Origin of the sequence: Tenacibaculum aquaeponti (genome assembly GCF_052084715.1) — a bacterium.
Classification (GTDB): Bacteria; Bacteroidota; Bacteroidia; order Flavobacteriales; family Flavobacteriaceae; genus Polaribacter.
In genome coordinates, this window is the sequence record NZ_CP197288.1 from 1,700,857 (window position 1) to 1,726,027 (window position 25,171).

Here is a 25,171-nt window from a genome sequence, read left to right on the forward strand (position 1 = left end):
TTTCAATTACTTTGAAACACATAACGATTGCTCTCTTTGAATATTGGTTTCTTTAATCGCTTTATAACCTCCTGCTACATCTATCACATTATGAAATCCTCTAGATTTTAATATTGAAGCAGCTATAACTGAACGATATCCACCTGCACAATGAATATAAAAATCGTTAGCGTTTGGAAACACACTAATATAATCATTTAAATAATCTAATGGTGTGTTTTCGACATCTTTTATATGATCTGAATTATATTCACCTGGTTTTCTAACATCAAAAACAGTTACATTCTCTTGAATTTTTTTCTCTAAATAACTTGCAGAAACAGAACGTAACGTGTCGAAATCTTTATTAGCTTTCTTCCAGCTATTAAAACTTCCTTCCAGATATCCTAAAACATTATCAAAACCTACTCTGGCTAGTCTTGTAATTGTTTCTTCTTCTTTACCTTCTGGTGTAACTAAAACAATTGGTTGTTCGGTATCACGTATTAATGCTCCAACCCAAGGCGCAAAAGATCCATTTAAACCAATAAAAATTGATTGAGGTATAAATCCTTTTATAAAATCAGATTGATGTCTTACATCTAAAATTAAAGCTTCATATTTATTTGCTATATACTCAAACTTTTCTATCGAAAGGGCTTTTGTTCCTTTTTCTATAATATCATCAATAGAATCGTAACCTTCTTTATTAAGTTTAACATTTAAAGGAAAATATTCTGGTGGAGGTAATAAACCATCAGTAACTTCTTTTACAAATTCTTGTTTAGTCATATCTGCTCTTAAAGCATAATTTGTTTTCTTTTGATTTCCTATAGTACTAACAGTTTCCTTACTTAAATGCTTTCCACATGCAGAACCAGCTCCATGTGCTGGATAAACAATTACATTGTCGTGTAATGGCATTATTTTAGTTCGTAAACTGTCATAAAGATAACCTGCTAAATCTTCTTTTGTTATATCACCTTTCTGAGCTAAATCTGGTCTTCCTACATCTCCAATAAATAATGTATCTCCACTAAAAATCGCATAATCATTATCATTTTCATCTTTTAGTAAATAAGTAGTACTCTCCATTGTATGACCTGGAGTATGCAATGCTATAATTTTAATATCCCCTACTTTAAACACCTCAGAATCTTTAGCTATATGTGCTTCAAAATTAGTGATTGCTGTTGGACCATATACAATTGTTGCTCCCGTTTTTTCAGCAAGTGTTATATGTCCACTAACAAAGTCGGCATGAAAATGTGTTTCGAAAATATACTTAATAACAGCTCCATTCTTTTCTGCTTTATCGATATACTGTTGTACTTCTCGTAATGGATCTATAATAGCGACTTCTCCATTACTTTCAATATAATATGTTCCTTGTGATAAACAGTTCGTATAAATTTGTTCAATCTTCATAATTCAATGTCTTTTATTTGTACGCTTGATGAATGTACTGAGCGTATTTTTTTTGATTTGTATTGTCTCCTGTTTTAAAAAATGTTACTGCGCCATTAACACGCATAAAAAAGTGATCTAAATTTATAATTTCTAATAAACCGCCTCTAAATAAATCATCTCTTACCGGTCCTTTTACACCTGCAAGATAAAATGTTATTTCTTTTTTCATATAGAATTGAATTTGTTGTTTTAACATTTCAATTCCTGTACTATCTACTCTATTAATACTCTCCGCATCTAGAACAATTAATTTCAATTCTTCTCCTTTTTCTTTTACCATATACTCTAATCGTTCTCTAAAATAACTTGCATTAGCATAAAAAATTTGAGCATCGAAACGAAACACAAGAACTTCATTATCTAAAATAACTTCCTTAAATCTGTTTTTGTTTCTATAAAAATCGGAATCTGGTACTTTTCCTAATTCCACTACATTAGGTCTAGATGTTCTAAAAATCAAAACAATTAAAGATAAACTTACTCCAATTAAAATACCATAGTCTATACCGAAAAATAATGTAGCAAAAAAGGTAGCAATGAGTAACCAAAAATCAAGAATATTTGCCTTCCATAAAAATCGAGCTTCCTTAACATTTACCAATCTAAAAACTGCTACAATTATAATAGCAGCTAAAACTGTTTTGGGTAAATAATAAAATACTGGTGTTAGGTATAAAAGAGTAAGTACAACTAAACCTGCTGAAATAAATGCAGCTATTCCTGTTCTTGCTCCAGCATCAAAATTAATTGCCGATCTAGAAAAGCTAGATGTTGATGGATACGATTTAAAGAATGAACCAAAAATATTACTTAATCCTAATGCTATTAATTCTTGGTTAGGATCTATTTTATATTCATCTTGTTGAGCTTCTAAATATTTACCAATAGAAATTGTTTCCAAATAACCTACCATTACTAAAGTAAACGCCATTGGTAATAACTCTCTTACTAAGCCAAAATTTAACTCAGGTACTGCAAAACTTGGTAAACCTGAAGGAATACTCTCAACAATAGCAACTCCAAAGAAAAAAGTTTTAAAAGCATACATTAAAACAATTCCTAAAACGACTACTATTAAAGCGTTTGGTATTTTTTTATTAATTCTTCTTAATACAATGATAATAATACTTGTGACAATTCCAATAGTAGTTGTTTTTGTTTCGAGTTCAGTAATTCTACTTAATATATCTTCAAGTAAAACATGAATTTGATCACTTTGTAGAAAATCTACACCAAAGAAATTTTTGAATTGATTTAAACCTATTGTTATGGCAACTGCTGAAGTAAACCCTGTAATTACTGGTCTTGATAAAAAATTAACAATAAAACCTAAGCGAAAAACTCCCATTAAGAACTGGATACTACCTACTAATAAGGCTAAAAAAATTGCTATAGCAATATAACTTTCAGATCCCATAAGTGCTATTGTAGATATACTAGCAGCAACTATTAATGAATCAGTCGCAACTGGACCAATGGCTACTTGCCTTGAAGAACCGAATATCGCATAAATCACTTGAGGAATTAAAGCTGAATACAATCCGTAAATTGGTGGTAAACCTGCAATCAGAGCATAAGCAATACCTTGTGGTATTAAAACTGTTGCTACTGTTAAACCAGCAACAACATCTCCTTTAAACTGAGATTTCTTGTACTTTGGTAACCACTCTAAAAGAGGGATGATTTTTTGTATTTTCACTTAAAATAATTCTCCTTGACTAGTTCCTTTTATTCTTCCTAGATGTTTATAAGCTAAATCTGTCACTTCTCTACCTCTAGGAGTTCGCATAATAAAACCTTGTTGAATTAAAAAAGGTTCATAAACTTCTTCAATAGTTTCTGCATTTTCTGCAACTGCAGTTGCTAATGTAGTAATACCTACAGGTCCGCCTTTAAACTTATCAATAATAGTAGACAAAATTTTATTATCCATTTCATCTAAACCATGCGCATCAACATTTAATGCCTTTAATGCATATTTTGCTATCTCTATTGTGATATTACCATCTCCTTTAATTTGTGCAAAATCACGTACTCTTCTCAATAGTGCATTTGCAATACGAGGTGTTCCTCTACTTCTACCAGCAATTTCTATTGCAGCTTCCATTGAAATTGGTACGCCTAAAATTGCTGAACTTCTTTGGATAATAGTAGTTAATAATTCCGTAGAATAATAATGCAAACGACTACTAATTCCAAAACGAGCTCTCATTGGAGCTGTTAGTAATCCTGATCTAGTTGTTGCGCCAACTAAAGTAAATGGTTCTAAATTAATCTGAACTGTTCTTGCATTTGGCCCAGATTCAATCATTATATCTATTTTATAGTCTTCCATTGCAGAATATAAATACTCTTCTACAATCGGACTTAATCGATGGATTTCATCAATAAATAGCACATCTCGTTCATCTAAATTTGTAAGTAAACCAGCTAAATCACCAGGTTTATCTAAAACAGGACCTGAAGTAACTTTAATTCCAACTCCAAGTTCATTAGCTAGGATGTGTGCTAAAGTAGTTTTTCCTAAACCAGGAGGACCATGAAATAAGGTGTGATCTAAAGCTTCATCTCTTTGATTAGCTGCTTCAACGAAAATTCTAAGATTTTCTAAGGCTTGATCTTGACCTGTAAAATCATCAAAAGAGAGTGGGCGTAGTTTCTTTTCTACGTCCATTTCTTCATGAGAATAATTAGTGTTTTCAGGGTTTAAATGCTCATTCATACATTAAAATCAAATTCAGTACTGCTAATATACTTATTAGTATTAATATGGATAACAAAAAAGCCTTTCATAATTGAAAGGCTTTTGGTTTTTATATTTCACACTTTTTAAGATGGTTCTTCACCGTCTTTTAAAGGTACTGTTTGTAAAACGAAATCTTCTCCATGAATATAGTTTCCGTTATCATCAACTTTACTATAGTCGTAAGCCCATCTATGAACTTCTGGAATTTTCCCTGGCCAGTTTCCATGAATATGTTCTACTGGAGTAGTCCATTCTAAAGTATTAGATTTCCATGGATTTTGTGTAGCTTTTTGACCTCTATACATAGAAATAAAGAAGTTTGCTAAGAAAATTAACTGAGCCACACCTCCAATGATTGCCATAACAGTCATAAATACGTTTATGTCTGTTAAATCGTCGAACATTGGGAAGTTTGTATTTGTATAATAACGTCTTGGTAAACCAGCTAACCCTATAAAGTGCATTGGGAAAAATACTCCATATGCAGATATAATAGTTAACCAGAAATGCCAATATCCCATTACTTTATTCATCATTCTACCATACATTTTTGGATACCAGTGGTAAACACCAGCAAACATTCCGAATAAAGCAGATACACCCATTACTAAGTGGAAGTGAGCTACTACGAAATATGTATCGTGTACGTTAATATCTAAAGCAGAATCTCCTAATACTAATCCTGTTAAACCTCCTGTAACGAATGTAGAAACTAATCCGATAGAGAATAACATTGCAGGATTTAATTGTAAGTTACCTTTCCATAAAGTAGTTACATAGTTAAATGCTTTTACTGCTGATGGAATTGCAATTAATACCGTTGTGAATGTAAATACAGATCCTAAGAATGGATTCATTCCTGAGATAAACATATGGTGACCCCATACGATTGTTGATAAGAATGCAATACCTAAAATAGAACCAATCATTGCGCGGTATCCGAAGATAGGCTTTCTAGCATTTGTAGAAATTACTTCTGATGAAATACCTAATGCTGGTAATAAAATGATATATACTTCAGGGTGACCTAAGAACCAGAATAAGTGCTCAAATAATACTGGAGAACCTCCTTGATAATGTAATACTTCACCTGAAATAAATATATCTGATAAGTAGAAAGAAGTTCCGAAACTTCTATCGAATATTAATAATAATGCCGCAGATAAAAGAACTGGGAAAGAGATTACACCAATAATAGCTGTTACAAAGAACGCCCACATTGTTAATGGTAATCTTGTCATCTTCATTCCTTTTGTTCTTAAGTTTAATACAGTAACAATATAGTTAAGAGATCCTATTAACGATGATGCAATGAATATCGCCATAGATACTAACCATAAAGTCATACCTAAACCTGAACCTGGAATCGCTTGTTTTAAAGCTGATAACGGCGGATAAATAGTCCAACCTGCTGATGCTGGTCCAGCTTCAACAAATAAAGACACAACCATTACTACAGAAGACAAAAAGAATAACCAATATGATACCATGTTTAAAAAACCTGATGCCATATCTCTTGCTCCAATCTGTAATGGAATTAATAAATTAGAGAACGTTCCACTTAAACCTGCAGTTAATACAAAGAATACCATAATAGTACCATGTATTGTAACTAATGCTAGATAAGTATCTGCATTCATTACACCGTCAGTTTGTTGGTGATCTCCTAAAAATGCTGTAATTATAGAAAACGATTTTTCTGGCCATGCAATTTGCAAACGGAATAACATTGACATAAATACTCCAATGATACCCATAAACATCCCTGTGATCAGAAATTGCTTCGAAATCATCTTGTGATCAGTACTAAAAATGTACTTTGTTACAAATGTTTCTTTGTGATGGTGATGTTCTCCTGACATAATTTATTTTTTCTTAATAAATTTTTACTTAAAATCTTATTGAATTCTTTGAGCTAATGTTTTTTGCTCTCCTAACCACTTTTTGTAGTCTTCTTCTTCTACAACTGTAATTTTCATTTGCATGTTGTAGTGTGAAGCTCCGCAAATCTTGTTACATAATAATAAATAATCAAACACATAAGGATCTTCACCTTTCGCCTGTCTGATCTTATTAATTCCTTTAGCCTTTGCGATAACCTCTGGATTTTTACGCATTTCCTCAGTAGTAAATTTAGGCGTAAAAGAGAATTGAGTTACCATACCAGGTACACAGTTCATTTGAGCTCTAAAGTGAGGCATATAAGCCGAGTGTAAAACATCTTGTGAACGGAACTTAAATAATATCTTTTTTCCTTTTGGAAGATATAATTCTGTTACTTGTTTATCGTCTTGAGCTTTAGGATCAGACATATCAACTCCCATCGTATTTGTCTTGTTGATATCGATAAAGTTAACGTTACCTAAACCTAACTCGTTGTCAGCTCCTGCGTAACGAGCATCCCAACGGAATTGTTGAGAATACACCTCAATAACAATAGGATTCTCGTCATCTCCAACATACATGATGTTATTCCATTGCCATAAACCGTATCCAATTAATAATACAATTGTTACTGCTGGAATCACTGTCCAAATTAACTCTAACTTGTGACTATCAGCAAAGAATAAAGCTTTCTTGTCTTTATTTCCTCTGTACTTATAAGTAAAGAAGAAAATTAAGAATTGCATGATAAACTGAACAACTCCTATTAATATAAAAGTGATATTGAAAAGTCTATCATCGTGTTCTCCTTCAATCGAAGCACTTTCAGGTAACATGATTACATTCATTGCCAATAAGCAATAGATCATCATAGCGTACAAAAACACCATAAACCCTAGAGCGATCTTTCCTTGTTTATTATTATCGTCATCATTAGCAATTACACTGCGTAAATTCATTACGCGGGTGATTTGCCAAAAACTTACTCCTACTGCTACTGCAATGAAAATATAAAATAAAGCTAGCATAGTTATATACTTATTTTTTTAATTCTTGTTATTAATGATGAGCGTTATCTTCTCCTCTATGTTCTATAATATAATAGTGATGAATTTCACTTTCATGTAAAAATGGATTTCCTTTAACTACTGGATTAGCCTTAGCGAATGCGTTAAATGTAGCAAAGATGAATAATCCAAGGAAGAATAAGAAAGCACTTATTTCACCAATTCCGAATCCCCATTGAGCACCAACAGTACCTGGCATAATCATTACAAATAAATCAACATAGTGTCCTACTAATATGAATACTCCAGCAATAACTATAACCCAAGGCACAGTTTTAAAATCACTATTGATTAATAATAAAATTGGGAAAATGAAGTTTAATGCAATCATTCCAATGAAAGGAACTACATATTCTTTAAAACGTAAAGCAAAATATGTTGTTTCTTCTGGCATATCAGCATACCATATTAACATAAACTGAGCAAACCATAGGTAAGTCCAGAATACAGAGAAACCAAACATAAACTTAGCTAAATCGTGTATGTGACTATCATTAACAAATGGTAAATGACCTTTAGATCTTAAATATAACGTAACTAAACAAATAACTGTTAAAGCAGACACTAATAATGTAGCTAATACATACCATCCAAATAATGTAGAGAACCAGTGTGGGTCTATTCCCATAATCCAATCCCAAGACATCATACTTTCAGTAATCATAAATAATAAAATGAAAACTACAGATGTATTATAAATTTTCTTGTGTAAAGCTAAATCTCCATTATCTTGCTCGATTGATTTCTTTCTAATGAAGTAACGGAATCCATTCCATACTAGTAAATAGAAAATACTTCTCATTACCCATCCTGGTAAATTCATGAACCATTTTTTCCCATCTACGATTGGATCATAATTTTCACTTAAAGGATCGAAAACTCCTTCTGCCATCCATGGGAATAAGTGGTTCATGTGCATTGCGGTTACAATGATAAAAATTAACATGATAACACTTACATAATGTAAGTTAGCTGTAATAGCCTCCATTACTCTAAATAATACAACAGACCAACCTGCATGAGCAACTCTTTGTGCTGCATAGAAAGCCATTACTAAAAGAGAAATACCTAAAAAGAAGATTAAAGAAACGTAAATAGCAGACCATGGCTTGTTTCGCATTTGGTGAAACGCATGCTCTGCATGTTTTTCATGATCATCTCCATGATGACCTGCTTCTGCATGATGTTCGCCTCCTGCATGAGAAGATGTATTAACATGTGCTTTTTCAGCAACGTGTCCGTTTAAACTATCAGTTAAACGTGTATCTTCCGCATGATTAGCAGCTTCTTCATGATGATCTGTAGAATGAGCTACTTCTTCATTATGTGCTGTAGAATCAGATTTAGTTTCTTTATGATTGTTAGTATGTGCTGTAGAATCAGCTTTTACTTCTTTATGATCATCTTTATGAGCATCTTCTTTATGCTCTACAGTTTTATGATCTGCATCTACATGGTGCTCTTTTGTTGCTTCACCATGACCTCCACCATGTCCTCCATGATGAGATACTTCTTGTTCCGCTAAAATGTCTTTTGCTTCTTGTAATGTTTTAGGAGTATTCATGAAACTAATAGCAGTTCCAATTAGTCCTAATACCATTAAACCAATAGCAAGCATTTTTAATTTTCCTGAAAACTGGTACATATCTTAACTATCTATTATAGACTTATTTTTTTAATTCGCTTCTTAATTTCTGAACATACTGTACAACTTGCCAACGTTCTTTGTAAGTAAGTTGTGAAGAATGAGATCCCATTACTCCTTTACCATACATTAAAACATGATAAATACTTCCTTCAGTGATATCTCTATCCTTGTAGTTTGGAATACCTAAGAATTTTTCTCTCTGCATTAAAATTCCATTTCCGTCTCCTTTAGTACCATGACAAACTGCACAGTAGATACCGTACATTTTTTTACCATTAGCTAAGTTCTCATCATCTTTCTTTAATGGACTTTTTAATTCTGCTTTAGCTTTTTCATATCCTTCATTAGAATTTGGAATATCATAAGCTACAACACCATTTCTACTAACTGTACCAGCAACAGGTAATCTATTTACTGGAACTTTACCTGCAGATGAAGCACCATTCGCATCATAAGGTACAGAAACATACATATCTGGCATATACTGTACTTGTGGCTTGCGCTTGTTGTTACAAGAGGCAAATACTGCAACTACTAATAAAGTAATAACTATTTTTAAACTCTTCATAATCTTATATTAATGCTTATCTACAACTTTTATTTCTACAGCACCAGTAGTTTCTAATAATGCTGTTAACTCTTCTTCGTTATTATGAACTGGAATTTCCATTAAGAAATGGTCATCAGTAGTTCTTGGATCTGGATTTTCAGCTTCTTTGAATGGCCAAATTCTACTTCGCATGTAGAAAGTAATCACCATTAAGTGAGCTGCAAAAAACACTGTTAACTCAAATAAAATTGGCACGAAAGCTGGCATGTTCTCTGCCCAAGAAAAACTTGGTTTACCTCCAATATCTTGAGGCCAATCTGCAATCATTGTATACCAAGTTAACCAAGCTGCAACTGAAGTACCAGTGATACCATATAAAAATGCAGTTATAGCTAAACGAGTAGGAGCTAACCCTAATGCTTTATCTAGTCCGTGAACTGGGAAAGGTGTATAAACCTCTTCAATATGATGATGTTCTCCTTTTACTTTCTTAACGGCATCCATTAAGATATCATCATCATTATATAATGCGTGAATTACTTTATTAGTGCTCATTGTTCTCCTCTCTTTGTTTTTTGAAATTCTCTCCAGATGACTTTAATATCGTTTTAACCTCAGCCGTTGGAATTACTGGGAAAGTTCTTGCATATAATAAGAATAATACAAAGAAGAATCCGATTGTTCCAATAAATATACCAACGTCAACGAATGTTGGTTCAAAACGCCACCATGTTGATGGTAACTGACCTTTACTTAATACAATTGCAATAATATCAAAACGTTCGAACCACATTCCAATATTAATTGCGATAGAAACTAGGAAAGATACTAAGAAACTTCTTCTTAATTTCTTTATCCATAAAATCTGAGGTATAATGATATTGAAGATCATTAATGACCAGAAAGCCCATCCATAAGCACCAGCTTCTGCTCCAAAAGATAAATATGTATAGTTTTCATAAGGTGAACCTGTATACCAAGCAATGAAAAATTCTGTTGCATAAGCTACAGCTACAATACCACCAGTTAAAATAATTACGATATTCATATACTCGATATGTAAACGAGTAATGTATGCTTCTAAGTTAGTTACTTTACGCATAACCCCTAATAAAGTCTGTACCATAGCGAATCCAGAGAAGATTGCTCCTGCTACGAAATAAGGAGGGAAGATTGTTGAGTGCCAACCTGGGTTTACAGAAGTTGCGAAGTCAAAAGATACAATCGTATGTACCGAAAGTACTAAAGGAGTAGCTAAACCAGCTAATACTAAAGACACTTCCTCAAAACGTTGCCAATCTTTTGCTCTACCTGACCATCCGAAAGATAATAAAGCATAAATCTTCTTTTGGAAAGGTTTTACAGCTCTATCACGTATAGTGGCAAAATCAGGTAATAAACCAGTCCACCAGAAAACTAATGAAACCGATAAATATGTAGAAATCGCAAATACGTCCCATAAAAGTGGTGAATTAAAGTTTACCCATAAAGAACCAAATTGGTTTGGAATAGGTAAAACCCAGTAACCATTCCATGGACGCCCCATGTGAATAATTGGGAATAAACCTGCTTGGAATACGGCAAAAATTGTCATTGCCTCTGCAGAACGGTTAATTGCCATTCTCCATTTCTGACGGAATAATAATAGTACCGCAGAAATTAATGTTCCGGCGTGTCCGATACCTACCCACCATACAAAGTTGGTAATATCCCATGCCCAACCAATATTCTTGCTAAGCCCCCATACTCCAATACCTGTTCCTACTGTGTAGAAAATACATCCAAATCCCCATAACATTGCTGCTAAAGAAATGTAGAATGCGATGTACCAATTTTTGTTGGCTTTACCTTCAATTGGTCTTGCTATATCCTCAGTAATATCGTGATAGCTTTTATCTCCTAATATTAAAGGTTCTCTATAAGACGATTCGTAATGACCCGACATAATCTATTTACTTATATTAATTGTTAAGCTTCGTTTGTATTTCTTACTTTCACTTGATACACTACGTTTGGTTTTGTACCAATGTAATCTAACACGTAGAAAGCTCTTCTATCTTCTTTTAATTTACTCACTGTATCCTCAGAGTTATTTAAATCTCCGAAAGTCATTGCTCCTGTAGAACAAGCTTGAGAACATGCAGTTTGAAATTCATCTTTCTTCACTGCTCTTCCTTCTCTCTTAGCTTTTAATATAGTAGCTTGAGTCATTTGGATACACATAGAACATTTCTCCATAACCCCACGAGAACGAACAACTACATCTGGATTTAACACCATTTTTCCGTATTCGTTATTCATGTTGAAGTCGAATTCTTCGTTCTCAGCATAGTTGAACCAGTTGAAACGACGTACACGGTAAGGACAGTTGTTTGCACAATAACGAGTACCTACACAACGGTTATAAGCCATTTGGTTTTGACCTTGACGACCGTGAGAAGTTGCTGCTACTGGACATACTGTTTCACAAGGCGCGTGATTACAGTGCTGACACATCATTGGTTGGAAAGTAACCTGAGGGTTATCTGCTGGATTTTCTAAAGCATCAAATAACTTACCTTTACTTAATCCTAAAACTTCTGTAGCATATCTTCTTTCTAACTCTTGATCTGCAAACTTCTTAAATTCAGTTTCAGCATTCTTTTTAGCCTCTTCTGGATTATTTCCAAGACCTTCGTATTTCTTAACTAATTCAGCTTTGAATTCAGCTTTGAATTCGTCGATAGTCATATCTCCTTGAACTTTTGAAGAATAATAACGATCGATGCGTAACCAGTGCATATCTCTACCTACACGTACTTCATCTTTACCTACAACTGGAACGTTGTTTTCTGCATGACATGCAATAACACATGCTCCACAACCTGTACATGAAGATAAATCGATAGATAAGTTAAAGTGATGACCTAAACTTCTATCATGTTCATCCCATAAATCTATTTTACTTCCTTCAGTTTCTTGGTGATCATAAGAAACCATGAAAGGCTTATTCCAAGTATGCTTAGGATCTAAAGACTTATTATTAACATCTTTTAAAGATGCTTCTCTTAAAATATCATGACGTCCAGCTAAAGTACTTTGAACTTGTAAGCAAGCAAACTTATACCATCCACCAACGTTTTTAATAGATACTCCTAACTGAACGTTATTTCTGTTTTGATATAATGGGTAAGCATTTACCCCAACTTGCATTTCTTCTTTTAAGTTTTGAGTTCTACCGTAACCTAAAGCTAAACCTACAGAACCTTTTGCTTGTCCTGGCTGAATAATTACTGGAACTTTTAATGTTTGACCTCCTAAAGTAACTTCTGCAAAATTACCGTCGATAGCTCCATTATCTTTTACTGGATTCTTAAACCCTAATGCTTTTGCATCTACTGGAGACACTGTTAAGTAGTTATCCCAAGAAGCACGAGTAATTGGATCTGGGAATTCTTGTAACCAAGGGTTGTTTGCTTGGTTACCATCTCCTAAAGCAACTGAAGTATATAAGTTTAATTCGAATTCTGAACCTTGAACTTTAGCAATTGCTTTAGCTGCTTCTAAAACAGAAACACCTGAAGTTGCTACGCTAGTCTCATCTCCTTCTTCAGTAGATGAAGTTTCTATAACAGCTTCAACAGCATCTACAACTGGTACTGATGCTGCAAAGAATCCATCGTGTAACGCTTGATTCCAAGAAGCACCATTTAATATGTTAGTACTCCAAAATTCTTTAAGAGTATCATAATAATTTTTAGTAGCTCCAGTCCACTTCAATAAAACATCTTGTACTTGACGCGTATTGAATAATGGAGCAATTGTTGGCTGCATTAAACTATACTTTCCTACTGTTGCCATAACATCTCCCCAACTTTCTAAGTTGTGAGGAGTAGGTAAAGTAAATTGAGTAGTTGCTGCTGTTTCATCATCTTGAGTAGATAATGCAACTGAGAAACCTAACTTTTTAACTGCATCACCAAAACCAGCTACAGAATACGCTGGATTTACATTATAAGTAATTAAACCTTTAGCTTTACCAGAAGTTACATCTTTAATTAACTCAGCAACTTTAGTATCGCTACCTTGGCGTAATAAATTTACATTTTCAGTATCAATTACAACACTTCCTAAAGCTTTGTTTATAGCTAAAGCAATAGTTTGTGCATTTTTATCATTAATACCTGCAAGAACAACTGCTTTTTTACCAGCCTTCTTTAAATCTTTAGCTAATTTTTTAATTTCTGCATCAATTGGAGTTTCTTTAGAAGGTAAACTTCCACCTGTAATTGCATTATATAAATTAACTAAAGCGTGCATTTGAGTTGATGGCTTAGCTACTAAACGCTTATCCGCATTTGCACCAGCTAAAGACATATTTGCTTCAATTTGCACGTGGTAAGACATCTTACCAGAATCTACTTGTCTTCCTTCAATATAAGACTTCTCGTAACCACCTTGCCAGTCACCTAAGAAATCTGCTCCAAAAGACGCGATTACTTCTGCCTTACTTAAATCGTAATTCGGTAAAGCACGTTTACCATACATTGCTTCGAAAGCATCAGCAGTACCACTTTCTGAAACTGCGTCGTAAACAACATGCTTTACATTAGGATATTTAGCAATAAAATCTGCAACCACTTTTTCAGTAGACGGACTTGCTAAAGTACCTGTCATTAAATATACTAATCCGTTAGAAGCTTTTAAACTTTCTAACTTAGCTATAATTTCTTTGTCTGCATCTGCCCAAGAAACTTGAGTTTCCCCTTTTCTAGGTTCTTTAACTCTTAATTTCTCATCATATAATGATAAAACTGATGCCTGAACTCTCGCTGTAGTAGTTCCTCCTGCCTCTTTATTTGGCATAATTTGGATTGGACGACCTTCACGAGTTTTAACTAATACGTTGGCAAAATCGAAACCATCAGAAATTGTTGTTGCATACCAGTCTGCTACACCAACTACAATATCATTAGGTTGAACTACATAAGGAATCGATTGTCTTACTGGACCTTCACATGCTGCTAAAGAAGCTGCTGCTGTTGTGAAACCTACATATTTCAAGAAATCTCTACGAGAAGTTGAAGAATTTTCAAGAGTTTCTTTGTCTCCTAAGAACTCGTCTGTAGGAAGCTCTTGAACAAACTCTTTACCACGTAACGTTTCAACAACTGAACTTTCATTAAGTTCTTCAACACTTTGCCAGTATTTTTTGTTTGAAGCCATTTATTTGTTTTTATTAAATGATTGAGAGCTTTTACACTCTCAATTATAGAATTCTTAATTAATTATTTTTAGTAATGACACTTACCACATTCTTTACCACCTAATTGAGCGATGGTAACTTTATCTACACCATACTTCTCAGCTAACTCCTTATGGATTTTAGCATAGTATTCATTACCCTTCAAGTCAACATTTGTTTCCTTGTGACAATCGATACACCATCCCATAGTTAATGGAGAATGTTGATACAACTCTTCCATTTCTTCTACTGGACCGTGACATTTCTGACATTTAACACCTGCAACAGTAACGTGTTGTGAGTGGTTAAAATATGCAAAATCTGGCAAGTTGTGAATTCTAACCCAATCAATTGGCTTTTGCTCACCAGTATATTCTAATTTTTCTGCATCCCAACCTACATGTTCGTAGATTTTAGCGATTTCTTTATCTAATTCTGCTTTACCAACTACTCTTCCTCCATCTTCTAATACTACTTTAGTATCTTCAGCTACTTCAGAAATGTTTTTATGACAGTTCATACAAACATTTAAAGAAGGAATACCTGAATGCTTACTATGCTTAGCAGCAGAGTGACAGTATTGACATTCGATTTTATTATCTCCTGCGTGAATTTTATGCGAGAATAAAATTGGCTGTACTGGCTGATAACCTTGATCTACACCAACTTTAAATAAAGTACCAAATAACACATAAGCAGTAATTAATGCTCCGAAGATTACAAACAACACGTGTAAAAATGTATTCTTTTTAATCCCTTCCCATAATTCTGCAGCTTGCCCCATTAAACCTGGAGTCTTAGGCGCACCTTTTAATTCACTTACAGTTTTAAGTAAGTTTGCAATAATTAAGAAAGCAACGATAATAGCCGCAGCTAATATCCACAGCACCCATGTTGGCGCAGAACCTCCTTGATCACCGCCTCCATTGTTATCTATAACAACTTTATCCTTTATTGGGTCACCAACAGTCGTATAATATAAAATATTATCAATTTGCTCATCACTAAACTGAGGAAAAGCTGTCATATTTGACTGCTTCCATTTGTTATAAATCTCGTTTGCATAAGCATCTCCTGAAGCTCTCAACTGAGCATTGTTACGGATCCACTTCTTTAACCATGCATTCTCCAATCGACTCTCAACACCTCCTAAAGCAGGACCTGTTGCATCCTTATTAAGTTTGTGACAAGAAGCACAATTTGCATTAAATAATTTTCTACCAGCTTTTTGTCGATCCTTATCGACATCTTGAGCATTTATAGAAATACTTACTAAAAAAACGAATAAGAAAGTAAGGCTATTAAGTAGTACTCGACTAAGTTTACTGTGATAATTCACACTTTTCATACTATAAAAATATATATTTCGTATCTATTTTGTATAACGTTTACACTTGTGGTAAAAAATTACCAGGTGCTTAAACTCGGACAAAATTACTACTTCTCTTTAAAATGTGAAATGTTAAGAGATTCCTAATTTGCAATTTATATCGATTCTAAATAAATAATTTTAGCAATCTATTAGATGACAAGTCGTTACTTTTGTAAAAACTATAAACGAAATATGATAAACGGTAAAATTTTAGCATTTATATTGTTTTTAATTTTAGGATTTTGCATTGGTCATTCACAATCTAATTACACTAGTGATCAAAGTATTAATTCACTCTTAGCTAAAAAAAGAAAGTACAATAAAAAGAATGGAACTGGATATAGAATTCAGTTGTATAATGGTAACGAACAACGTGCAAAAAACATTAAACATAACTTTATGTTGAAGTTTTCTGAGTTTGGAAAACCAAAAATGAGTTATGAATTGCCTGAATGGAAAGTAAAAGTTGGTCGTTTTAACACCAAATTAGAAGCTGATAGAGCTTTAAATAAAATTAAAGAAAAGTTTTCGGGAGCAATTGTTATCCCATATTAAAAACTTCAATTATATAAAAAAGGATCAAACGCCGTTTGATCCTTTTTTATTTTGTTAAAGTGTCTCGTCCTGAAATAGCGTTACACAAATTTGTAACCTTATGAACGACAACATTTACCGCAAACGTACTCAGAAAGATTATACGATGAGTTTTAAACTTTCGGTTGTATCGGAAGTAGAAAAAGGCGAATTAACCTACAAACAAGCTCAACTTAAATATGGGATTCAAGGAAGAAGTACTGTTTTAGTATGGTTGAGAAAATATGGTAACTTTGATTGGACTGATCAAACACCATCTAATATGCCAAAATCACCAGAACAAAAATTATTAGAGTTAGAGCAAAAATTACGTCAATTAGAAAAGCAAAACAATCGTTTAAAAGCTCAAGCAGCAGCATCAGAGAAGAAAGCGATACTGTTTGATATGATGATTGATTTAGCTGAGAAAGAGTATAATATTCCTATTAGAAAAAACTCCAAAACCGAGTAATTGATATGTTTGTTTTACAAAAGAAAGAAAGTATTTCTTCTACCTGTAAATTACTTGGGTTTAGCAGACAGGTCTATTATCGAGCTAACTATAGAGTTAAGAAATCTCAATCAATAGCCAATAAGGTTGTTGAATTGGTTAAGCGTGTAAGAATGGAACAACCAAGTATTGGGACAAGAAAACTGTATTATCTTCTTTCGGAGGAATTAAGCAGTTTAGCTGTTGGAAGAGATCGATTATTTGATATTTTACGAGCTAATAAACTATTGATAAAACGACAAAAGAGTTATCACATTACAACCAACTCTCATCATCGTTTTAGAAAACATACTAATCTTATTGAAAATCTGGAAATAAATAGACCAGAACAAGTATGGGTAGCAGATATTACATATTTAGGCAATCGTAAGAACCCTATGTATTTATCATTAATTACAGATGCATATTCTAAGAAAATCATAGGATATCATTTGGATAAAACTTTAGAAGTAAGCTCAACGGTAAAAGCCTTGGAGATAGCTATGAAAAATAGAGTATATCCAGAGAAGGAACTTATCCATCATTCAGATAGAGGATTGCAGTACTGTAGTAACATCTATCAAAATATTTTATCAAAACATAATATTAAATGTAGTATGACAGAATCATACGATCCATATCAAAATGCGATAGCTGAACGGGTTAATGGAATCTTAAAACAAGAGTTCTTTATTGCTACCACAAATCTAGATATTAAGATAATGAAGAAAATAGTAAAGCAATCAATAACTATTTATAACTCTAAAAGACCGCATTGGTCATGTCATTTTAAAACTCCTAACCAGGCACATCAACAAAATAAAATGAAGATAAAATCATATCGAAAAAAAACATCATCTAAAGCTATAGATTTAGATGATGTTTAATATATTTAATCAATAAATAACTGTAACGGTTATTTAGGACTAGTCAAAGCTTTAATTCTCAACTGTAAATATTGTGAAACAATATCTTTTAAGCTTAAGTTTTCATCTTTAAAACGCTCATGATCTGTCATTATATTCATAATAAAAGCGTTATCCATAGCTAACAATAGAGTAATATTCAAATTCGTAAAAACATCAGTTTTCATACCTTCTTCATAAATCAAAGAAAAAGTAATTAAAACTTTATCTGTTATGCTTTTAATTTCAGTCCAAATTTGCGGAAAATTAGTTTGAATTTCATCTAAAAAATGAATTGAAATACCTTCTATTGCATCACTTATTTTTAATAAAATAGATTCATACAAAACGACTAAGTCGGAATCATTAGGTAACTCATCAAAAACTACTTCTTGAATATCATTCAAAACCATAGTTACCATAGTTTGATAGATCTCATCTTTAGTTTTAAAATAAGTATAGATTGTACTTTTACTTTTTTGAATAAGTGCTGCTAAATCATCTAAAGTTAATTTATTAAGTTTTTCATATTGCACTTTGTAAAACAACTCTTTAACCCAAACTTCTGCTTTTTTAGACAGTTGTTTTCTTTCTCTATCTATTGCTTTTCTACCCATAACTTAAAACCAACCTTTTACCATTTCATTCTTAGTTAATCTTAACACGGCAAGATATGGATTATAGTTTGGCTTTAATGATTTTCCTTTCGCTAATTGATGTATTTGATAATCGTAAAAACCAGCTTCAGCAAAATCTTTCATTTTCTTAATTTTAAACTCAAAAATAGCATCGCTTACTCTATAATTCTCATCCTCTAGAAATGCCTTTGGAAAATTTAGATCAGTAATAAATGGACGTGCAAACCCGATCATTTTTAATTCTTTATTGGCTAAAACATCATTACAGAACTTTTGAGATCGAAATCCACCTGTAACCATTATTGGTAGTGTTGTTTCTGATTTGATTTTTTTTGCAAAATCAAGAAAATAAGCCTCTCTCTTACATGTTGATTCACGTTCGTATCGTTCTGTTAGAAAGACAATATTTTCATAAGTTCCACCAGATATTTCAAGTAAATCTATCTTTAAATACTCTAACTTTTTAATTACAAACATTGCGTCTTCTTCGTTAAATCCACCTCGTTGAAAATCGGCGCTATTTAATTTAACTGAGATGGGGAAATCACCTCCTAAAGTTTGACGAACTCGTTTAACAATATTAAAAAGTAGTCTTGCTCTATTTTCGATATCTCCTCCATAATCATCTTGTCTTTTATTTGTTTTTGGAGATAAAAACTGACTCAATAAATACCCATGAGCAGCATGAATTTGCACTCCTGTAAAACCTGATTTTTTTGCTAAAGCAGCAGTGGTTACAAAACGATTTTCAACATCTTTAATTTCATCTAAAGACATCGCTTTAGGTTTAGCAAACAGCATTAATTTTTTAAGCTGAATCGCAGAAGGAGCTATCGGTTTGAAAGTTGAAAAGATAGACGATTGACGACCTGCATGATTAATTTGAGCCCAAAAATGTGTATTATTTTGCGTTGCTACTTTTGTTACTTCTTGTAAAGCTGCAATACCACTTTCATCTTCTAGAACAATATTTGCAGAAGCTTCTTTGTAACGTTTATCTACCAAAATATTTCCTGAAATTAATAATCCTGCTCCATTAGAAGACCAATGTTGATATAAATCAGCAATCGCTTTAGTGGCGTGTTGTTTTTTATTTGCTAAACGCTCGGTCATAGCTGCTTTTGCAATTCTATTTTTAATTATAACTCCACAAGGAAGTTCAAACTCTTCTAAAATCGGTTTTGCTTTCAATACTATTTATTTTGTTAGTTGAGTTTCAATTTTATTTGGAATTTTAGACATAGCTAATTCTGAAATAGCTGTAATTGACAACGAAGGATTTACTCCAGGATTTGCAGAAATCATCGATCCATCACATACAAACATATTCTCGTAACCAAAGACTTTATTGTTTTTATCAATAACTCCTTCTTGTTGGGTTTTCCCCATTACTGCTCCACCCAAAATATGAGCTGTAGTTGGAGTTCCTAATAATACATCTGCAAAATTCGAAAATGGAATCGCTTTAACTTTTTCTCCTAATATTTTTGCCAATTTAGATGCTTCAGGTATAAAACCACTTGGTGCTTCGTTAGATTCTTTTTCAGTTTTCAACTGTGTTACTTTTCCTAATTTTAATCGTAATGTACTATCTAAAGTCTGCATAAAAAGTAATACTGTTGTTCGTTTACTGTAGGCTTTTGTAAATATTGTTTGAAATAACTGAACAGGTGATTTAAACAACACTCCAAAAACTCCTAAAATTCGAACTATTGCATATTTATGTTGTACTGAAGGAATTGTTAGTGTTCTAAAAAACCCAGAACCTTTTCCATAACGAACAGGTTCTAGATGACTATTTTTATCGATATGTAGAATCGAACCTATTGCTATTCCTTTTGAATAATCTTTAGATTTCTTCTCTGTTGATGTTAGTAATAATAACGACTCATTATTTGTTCTAATATTTCCACCAACCATTTCAGATAGATTCGGTAGTGATTTCTTTTGTTTCAATTTTAACAGTAAAGGTACTGTTCCTAAAACTCCACCAGAAAATACAACTCCATTTGCTTCAACTTTCTTTGTTTTAGAAAATTTCGATGTACTTTTATTGAAATGAATTTCATACCCAGATTTTCCATTCACATTATTTTTAGGCAACACATCTAACACTTCATGTTCCGCTATAATTTCTACACCTAGCTTTTGAGCAAAATAGAGATAGTTTTTATCCAACGTATTTTTAGCATTGAATCTACAACCTGTCATGCAAGCTCCGCAATAATTACATGCAGCTCGATCTGGACCTTCGCCGTTAAAATATGGATCTTTTACTTTTTCTCCAGGTTTGCCAAAATGGACTGCAACTTTAGTTGTTGAAAAATGTTCTTCTCTATCTAAATCTTTCGACAAATCTTTGATTAAATGATCAGCTGGACCGAAATATGGATTCTCTTCTGCACCTAACATTCGATACGCTTCTTTATAATGCGGTGCAAGTTCTGTTTCCCAATCTTTAAGTCCATTCCAACTTCCTGAGGTAAAAAACTCCTTTTTAGGAATAGGCAACGTATTAGCATAAGTTAAAGAACCACCACCAACCCCAACTCCAGAAAGTATACTTACATGATTTAAATACGTCATTTTAAAAAAACCAAACAACCTTAATCGAGGTTCCCAAAGCCACTTTTTTAGATTCCAGTTTGTTTTCGGAAAATCTTTTGATTTAAACCATTTTCCTTTTTCGATTACCAAAACAGAATAACCTTTTTGAGCTAATCGTAAGGCACTCACCGAACCTCCAAAACCACTTCCTATGATTACATAATCGTATTTATCTTTTAGCATATTTATGATTTAAGTTTATTCAACTACAGTATTAAAAAGCGTTTAAATCTCCTTATAATATTCTAAGTACTTTTCAATTTACCTTTACTTAAAACAAAACTATTAACACAAATATAGTTCGATTTAAATTAAATTATTAAATATATTTACAACTAAAAATGAAAGTTTTATGATCTTTTTACTGGATTTGATTCTTAAAAAACAATTATGTAGATTTATCTAGAAATAATATATCAAGTGTAATTTGAGTCTAAAAAAAGATATTTTATTATATTCATTAACAAATAGTGTTAAACAATAAATCACACCCCCCTCTATTTATTTCGTAATTAAAATTAAATATTAAACAATTATTGCATAACCTTATGAGAAATAAAAATGGCAGATATGCTAAAGAAATAATAAAGATAGAAGGTTACAAATGAAAGCATTTAAAAGTTTAATTTCAATAACAATATATTTATTCTTTACCGTAGGAGTATTACCTATTATAAATGTAGCTATAGAAGAAATGAAAAATGGAAATGCATGCCCTAAGATTAGCAACTTTCCACTCTGTTATATTATTTTAATATTGTTTTTAATTGCTTTGATTTCACACATTACAAACAAAATGAAATTTATATATTTTACATCTATAGGAATTGCATTTATAATTGCTACAATAGTATCCATACTACATATGAAAGGAGATTTTGTTTGTCCACGAACTTTTATAAAAGGGACACCTAAATGTTATTATGCTGTAGGTTTATTATTTAGTTTAATATTTTTGAAAATATTACATATTAGGGATATAGAAAAAGACCTTATGAAAACATAAGGCCTTTTGAATTTTATATAATTATTTAATTGATTACTTCAATTTCTTTTTAACTGCTACTTCGATATAAACTTCAACTACATCGTCAACTTTAATATCATTGAAATTCTTTATTTGCAATCCACAATCGTAACCTTTGGTAACTTCTTTAACATCGTCTTTGAAACGTTTTAACGAAGTTAACTCTCCATCATGCACTACAATTCCTTCACGAATAATTCGAACATTAGCATCTCTTGTGATCTTACCACTCATTACCATACATCCTGCAATGTTTCCAACTTTAGAAATCTTATAAACTTCTCTGATTTCCACATTACCAATTACCTCTTCTTTCATTTCAGGAGATAACATACCTTCCATTGCATCTTTAAGATCGTTGATAGCGTCATAGATAATAGAATAAGTTCTGATATCTACTTCTTCTCTATCTGCAACAACTCTAGCATTAGATTGAGGACGTACATTAAATCCGATAATGATCGCATCAGAAGCAGAAGCTAATAAGACATCAGATTCTGTAATTGCTCCTACACCTTTATGTAAGATATTTACTTGGATTTCTTCAGTAGATAATTTCTGGAAAGAATCTGTTAATGCTTCTACAGAACCATCTACATCTCCTTTTAAGATGATATTTAACTCTTTGAAATCTCCTAAAGCAATACGACGTCCAATTTCGTCTAATGTTAATGTTTTCTGAGTTCTAACAGATTGCTCACGCTGTAATTGAGAACGCTTAGCTGCAATTTGTTTTGCTTCTCTTTCATCTTCAAATACATTAAACTTATCACCTGCTTGTGGTGCTCCGTCTAAACCTAAGATAGAAACTGGTGTAGAAGGACCAGCAACTTTCACTTTTTTACCGCGCTCATCAAACATTGCTCTTACCTTACCACTGTGTTTACCAGCTAGTAAGTAATCACCAATTTTTAAAGTCCCAGCTTGCACTAAAATTGTAGAAACATACCCTCTACCTTTATCTAACTGCGCTTCCACTACAGTACCAACTGCATTCTTATTTGGATTTGCTTTAAGTTCTAGCACTTCAGCTTCTAATAATACTTTTTCTAATAATTCATCAACACCTTGACCTGTTTTTGCAGATATTTCTTGTGATTGTATATTTCCACCCCAATCTTCTACTAATAAATTCATAGTAGAAAGTTGCGTTTTAATATTATCTGGATTTGCGTTTGGCTTATCAATTTTATTGATTGCAAAAACGATTGGTACATTAGCTGCCTGAGCATGAGAAATTGCTTCTTTAGTTTGTGGCATTACGTCATCATCAGCAGCAATTACAATAATTACTAAATCTGTTACTTGAGCACCACGAGCACGCATTGCTGTAAAGGCCTCGTGACCTGGTGTATCTAAGAATGCAATCTTTTGACCATCTTCTAGAGTAACCCCATAGGCTCCAATATGCTGAGTAATCCCCCCACTTTCTCCTGCTATTACGTTTGCCTTACGGACGTAATCTAGTAAAGATGTTTTACCATGATCTACGTGTCCCATTACCGTAATAATCGGAGCTCTTGGTAATAAATCTTCATCTCTATCTTCAACCTCTTCGATTGACTCTTCAACTTCAGCACCTACGAATTCAACTGTATAATTAAACTCTTCTGCAACTATCTTAAGTGTTTCAGCATCTAAACGCTGATTCATTGTTACCATCATTCCTAACATCATACATGCAGAAATAATATCAGTAACTGGCTTATCCATCATCGTAGCAACTTCACTTACAGTTACGAATTCGGTAACTTTAAGTACTTTTTCTTGTGCTGCTTGCATTTCTGCTTCAGCTTGCTGACGATGTTGATCTCTTTTTTCTCTACGATATTTAGCTCCTTTACCTTTACTAGATTTCCCTTGAAGTTTTTCTAGAGTTTCTCTTACTTGTTTTTGGATTTCAGCTTCGGTTAGCTCTTCTTTTTTAACCTCAGGTCTTCTTCCTCTACCTCTTTGGTTTCCACCTCTTCTGTTTCCACCCGCTGCTTGACCTCCTCGGTTATTTCCTTGTCCGCCTCGGTTATTTCCTTGACCTCCTCCTCGGTTATTAGTATTGTTTCCTTGTTGGTTATTATTTCCAGTACCTGGCTTTGTAATTCTTCTACGTTTTCTCTTATCGTTATTATTAGAATTATTACCGTCTTTGTTTTCTGGTTTTTTCTTTTTAGGTCTTTCAAATTGCTTTAAATCAATTTTCTGACCTGTCATTTTAGGACCATCTAACTTCTGATACTTTGTCTTTATTTTTTCAGCATTCTCAGGAGTTACTTCTTTAGCAACCTCTTTTTTCGGCTCTTGCTTTTTTGCTAAATCTTTCCTCCCATCATTCTTTTTATTAGCAGCATTTGCAGCGTTAGAAGCTTTATCTATTGGTTTTTGAGGTATTGGTTTCACAGTTGCCTCTTTTTTCATTTCGACAGGCTTTTTCTCTTCAACTACTACCTTAGGAGTTTCCTTCTTTTCAACCTTTATAGGTTCTTCTTTAACCTCAACTACTTTCTTAGATTCCTCTTTAACCTGTTCTTCTGGTTTAGCTTTTGGTTTTTCTATATCTATTTTCCCAACTGTTTTGAGTTGAGGTTTTTCTGCTTTAGCTTTTAAAACTTCTTGTTTTTTTGCTTCTTCTTGTATGCGCTTAGCTTCTTGCTCTGCTTCAAGTCTTTTACGAATTTCTTCTTTTTCTTTTCGCTTTTCTTCGCTTACTTCTTGAGAAGCCACTCTTTTAGATTTATCAGTCTGAAAACCATCTAATAAAATCTGGTATTCAGCATCAGAAATCTTAGTAGTAGGGCGTGCTTCTATCTCATGTCCATTTTTTGACAAGTGCTCCACCGCTCTATCTAAAGAGATATTTAATTCTCTTAAAACTCTGTTTAGTCTTAATTTTTTAGCTTCAGCCATAAATAGTTATTATACTTTATATTGATCATGTTTTCTAATTCTTTAAAGAAAACATGCTGTTAATTTTTAAGGTATCAACAAACCTATTAT

The 25,171-nt window shown here is 32.8% G+C and carries 18 protein-coding genes; 3 read left to right on the forward strand and 15 right to left on the reverse strand.

The annotated features are described in order from the left end of the window. Positions 1 to 6 precede the first annotated feature (6 nt). The 11 genes from ACSIGC_RS07540 to ACSIGC_RS07590 all read right to left on the reverse strand — a co-directional run bounded on the left by ACSIGC_RS07540 (position 7) and on the right by ACSIGC_RS07590 (position 15,916). Complete coding sequence (locus ACSIGC_RS07540) at positions 7 to 1,407, reverse strand: MBL fold metallo-hydrolase (protein WP_442267520.1); 1,401 nt, start codon at positions 1,405 to 1,407, stop codon at positions 7 to 9. Positions 1,408 to 1,420: 13 nt separating this feature from the next. Beyond that, a complete protein-coding gene (locus ACSIGC_RS07545; RefSeq protein WP_442267521.1) occupies positions 1,421 to 3,148 on the reverse strand; it encodes a SulP family inorganic anion transporter in 1,728 nt (575 codons plus the stop codon). After that, positions 3,149 to 4,171: a Holliday junction branch migration DNA helicase RuvB gene (ruvB, locus tag ACSIGC_RS07550; protein ID WP_095069644.1), complete on the reverse strand. Its 1,023-nt coding sequence runs from the start codon at positions 4,169 to 4,171 to the stop codon at positions 3,149 to 3,151. Positions 4,172 to 4,278: 107 nt separating this feature from the next. Continuing rightward, a complete protein-coding gene (locus ACSIGC_RS07555; protein WP_442267522.1) occupies positions 4,279 to 6,057 on the reverse strand; it encodes a cytochrome c oxidase subunit I in 1,779 nt (592 codons plus the stop codon). A 36-nt stretch (positions 6,058 to 6,093) separates the two neighbouring features. Next, positions 6,094 to 7,107, reverse strand: a complete 1,014-nt coding sequence (locus tag ACSIGC_RS07560; protein ID WP_442267523.1) for a cytochrome c oxidase subunit II — start codon at positions 7,105 to 7,107, stop codon at positions 6,094 to 6,096. 31 nt (positions 7,108 to 7,138) lie between these two features. Continuing rightward, on the reverse strand, positions 7,139 to 8,791 hold the full coding sequence (locus ACSIGC_RS07565) for a quinol:cytochrome C oxidoreductase (protein WP_442267524.1): 1,653 nt from the start codon (positions 8,789 to 8,791) through the stop codon (positions 7,139 to 7,141). Between the two features lie 22 nt (positions 8,792 to 8,813). Beyond that, a complete protein-coding gene (locus ACSIGC_RS07570; protein ID WP_442267525.1) occupies positions 8,814 to 9,362 on the reverse strand; it encodes a c-type cytochrome in 549 nt (182 codons plus the stop codon). A gap of 9 nt (positions 9,363 to 9,371) precedes the next feature. After that, a complete protein-coding gene (locus tag ACSIGC_RS07575) occupies positions 9,372 to 9,899 on the reverse strand; it encodes a DUF3341 domain-containing protein (RefSeq protein ID WP_442267526.1) in 528 nt (175 codons plus the stop codon). Then, positions 9,889 to 11,289: an NrfD/PsrC family molybdoenzyme membrane anchor subunit gene (nrfD, locus tag ACSIGC_RS07580; RefSeq protein WP_299682481.1), complete on the reverse strand. Its 1,401-nt coding sequence runs from the start codon at positions 11,287 to 11,289 to the stop codon at positions 9,889 to 9,891. Before nrfD ends, ACSIGC_RS07575 begins: the two co-directional genes overlap by 11 nt. Before the next feature lie 23 nt (positions 11,290 to 11,312). After that, positions 11,313 to 14,549, reverse strand: coding sequence for a TAT-variant-translocated molybdopterin oxidoreductase (locus ACSIGC_RS07585; RefSeq protein WP_442267527.1), 3,237 nt, complete (start codon positions 14,547 to 14,549; stop codon positions 11,313 to 11,315). Between the two features lie 68 nt (positions 14,550 to 14,617). After that, entirely contained in the window at positions 14,618 to 15,916 is a 1,299-nt protein-coding gene (locus tag ACSIGC_RS07590) for a cytochrome c3 family protein (protein WP_442267528.1), read from the reverse strand. A 216-nt stretch (positions 15,917 to 16,132) separates the two neighbouring features. Here ACSIGC_RS07590 and ACSIGC_RS07595 point away from each other — a divergent pair, with 216 nt between their 5' ends. Together ACSIGC_RS07595 and ACSIGC_RS07600 are read left to right on the forward strand one after the other, a co-directional pair. Beyond that, a complete protein-coding gene (locus ACSIGC_RS07595; protein WP_299682470.1) occupies positions 16,133 to 16,495 on the forward strand; it encodes an SPOR domain-containing protein in 363 nt (120 codons plus the stop codon). Positions 16,496 to 16,595: 100 nt separating this feature from the next. Beyond that, positions 16,596 to 17,890 (forward strand): IS3 family transposase gene (locus ACSIGC_RS07600; protein WP_442265835.1). Its coding sequence is split into 2 segments (ribosomal slippage): positions 16,596 to 16,962 and positions 16,962 to 17,890, totalling 1,296 coding nucleotides; the frame shifts between segments, so codons are not numbered across the junction. 29 nt (positions 17,891 to 17,919) lie between these two features. Here ACSIGC_RS07600 and ACSIGC_RS07605 read toward each other — a convergent pair. The 3 genes from ACSIGC_RS07605 to ACSIGC_RS07615 are packed head-to-tail and all read right to left on the reverse strand — an operon-like array spanning position 17,920 to position 21,336. Continuing rightward, entirely contained in the window at positions 17,920 to 18,525 is a 606-nt protein-coding gene (locus ACSIGC_RS07605; RefSeq protein ID WP_442267529.1) for a TetR/AcrR family transcriptional regulator, read from the reverse strand. A 3-nt stretch (positions 18,526 to 18,528) separates the two neighbouring features. Beyond that, on the reverse strand, positions 18,529 to 19,737 hold the full coding sequence (locus ACSIGC_RS07610; RefSeq protein WP_442267530.1) for an NADH:flavin oxidoreductase/NADH oxidase family protein: 1,209 nt from the start codon (positions 19,735 to 19,737) through the stop codon (positions 18,529 to 18,531). A 6-nt stretch (positions 19,738 to 19,743) separates the two neighbouring features. Continuing rightward, complete coding sequence (locus ACSIGC_RS07615) at positions 19,744 to 21,336, reverse strand: GMC oxidoreductase (protein WP_442267531.1); 1,593 nt, start codon at positions 21,334 to 21,336, stop codon at positions 19,744 to 19,746. A gap of 421 nt (positions 21,337 to 21,757) precedes the next feature. On the opposite strand from ACSIGC_RS07615, the gene ACSIGC_RS07620 reads away from it, so the two are divergent. Then, positions 21,758 to 22,159, forward strand: coding sequence for a hypothetical protein (locus tag ACSIGC_RS07620; protein WP_442267532.1), 402 nt, complete (start codon positions 21,758 to 21,760; stop codon positions 22,157 to 22,159). Positions 22,160 to 22,192: 33 nt separating this feature from the next. On the opposite strand, the gene infB is transcribed toward ACSIGC_RS07620, so the two are convergent. Further along, positions 22,193 to 25,081, reverse strand: coding sequence for a translation initiation factor IF-2 (gene infB, locus ACSIGC_RS07625; RefSeq protein WP_442267533.1), 2,889 nt, complete (start codon positions 25,079 to 25,081; stop codon positions 22,193 to 22,195). Between the last annotated feature and the right edge of the window lie 90 nt (positions 25,082 to 25,171).

Bases quoted from the DNA above. Each gene is read 5' to 3' on its own strand.
- ACSIGC_RS07540 (WP_442267520.1), bottom strand. From the start codon at position 1,407: ATGAAGATTGAACAAATTTATACGAACTGTTTATCACAAGGAACATAT.
- ruvB (WP_095069644.1), bottom strand. From the start codon at position 4,171: ATGAATGAGCATTTAAACCCTGAAAACACTAATTATTCTCATGAAGAA.
- ACSIGC_RS07555 (WP_442267522.1), bottom strand. From the start codon at position 6,057: ATGTCAGGAGAACATCACCATCACAAAGAAACATTTGTAACAAAGTAC.
- ACSIGC_RS07560 (WP_442267523.1), bottom strand. From the start codon at position 7,107: ATGCTAGCTTTATTTTATATTTTCATTGCAGTAGCAGTAGGAGTAAGT.
- ACSIGC_RS07565 (WP_442267524.1), bottom strand. From the start codon at position 8,791: ATGTACCAGTTTTCAGGAAAATTAAAAATGCTTGCTATTGGTTTAATG.
- ACSIGC_RS07570 (WP_442267525.1), bottom strand. From the start codon at position 9,362: ATGAAGAGTTTAAAAATAGTTATTACTTTATTAGTAGTTGCAGTATTT.
- ACSIGC_RS07575 (WP_442267526.1), bottom strand. From the start codon at position 9,899: ATGAGCACTAATAAAGTAATTCACGCATTATATAATGATGATGATATC.
- nrfD (WP_299682481.1), bottom strand. From the start codon at position 11,289: ATGTCGGGTCATTACGAATCGTCTTATAGAGAACCTTTAATATTAGGA.
- ACSIGC_RS07585 (WP_442267527.1), bottom strand. From the start codon at position 14,549: ATGGCTTCAAACAAAAAATACTGGCAAAGTGTTGAAGAACTTAATGAA.
- ACSIGC_RS07590 (WP_442267528.1), bottom strand. From the start codon at position 15,916: ATGAAAAGTGTGAATTATCACAGTAAACTTAGTCGAGTACTACTTAAT.
- ACSIGC_RS07595 (WP_299682470.1), top strand. From the start codon at position 16,133: ATGATAAACGGTAAAATTTTAGCATTTATATTGTTTTTAATTTTAGGA.
- ACSIGC_RS07605 (WP_442267529.1), bottom strand. From the start codon at position 18,525: ATGGGTAGAAAAGCAATAGATAGAGAAAGAAAACAACTGTCTAAAAAA.
- ACSIGC_RS07615 (WP_442267531.1), bottom strand. From the start codon at position 21,336: ATGCTAAAAGATAAATACGATTATGTAATCATAGGAAGTGGTTTTGGA.
- ACSIGC_RS07620 (WP_442267532.1), top strand. From the start codon at position 21,758: ATGAAAGCATTTAAAAGTTTAATTTCAATAACAATATATTTATTCTTT.
- infB (WP_442267533.1), bottom strand. From the start codon at position 25,081: ATGGCTGAAGCTAAAAAATTAAGACTAAACAGAGTTTTAAGAGAATTA.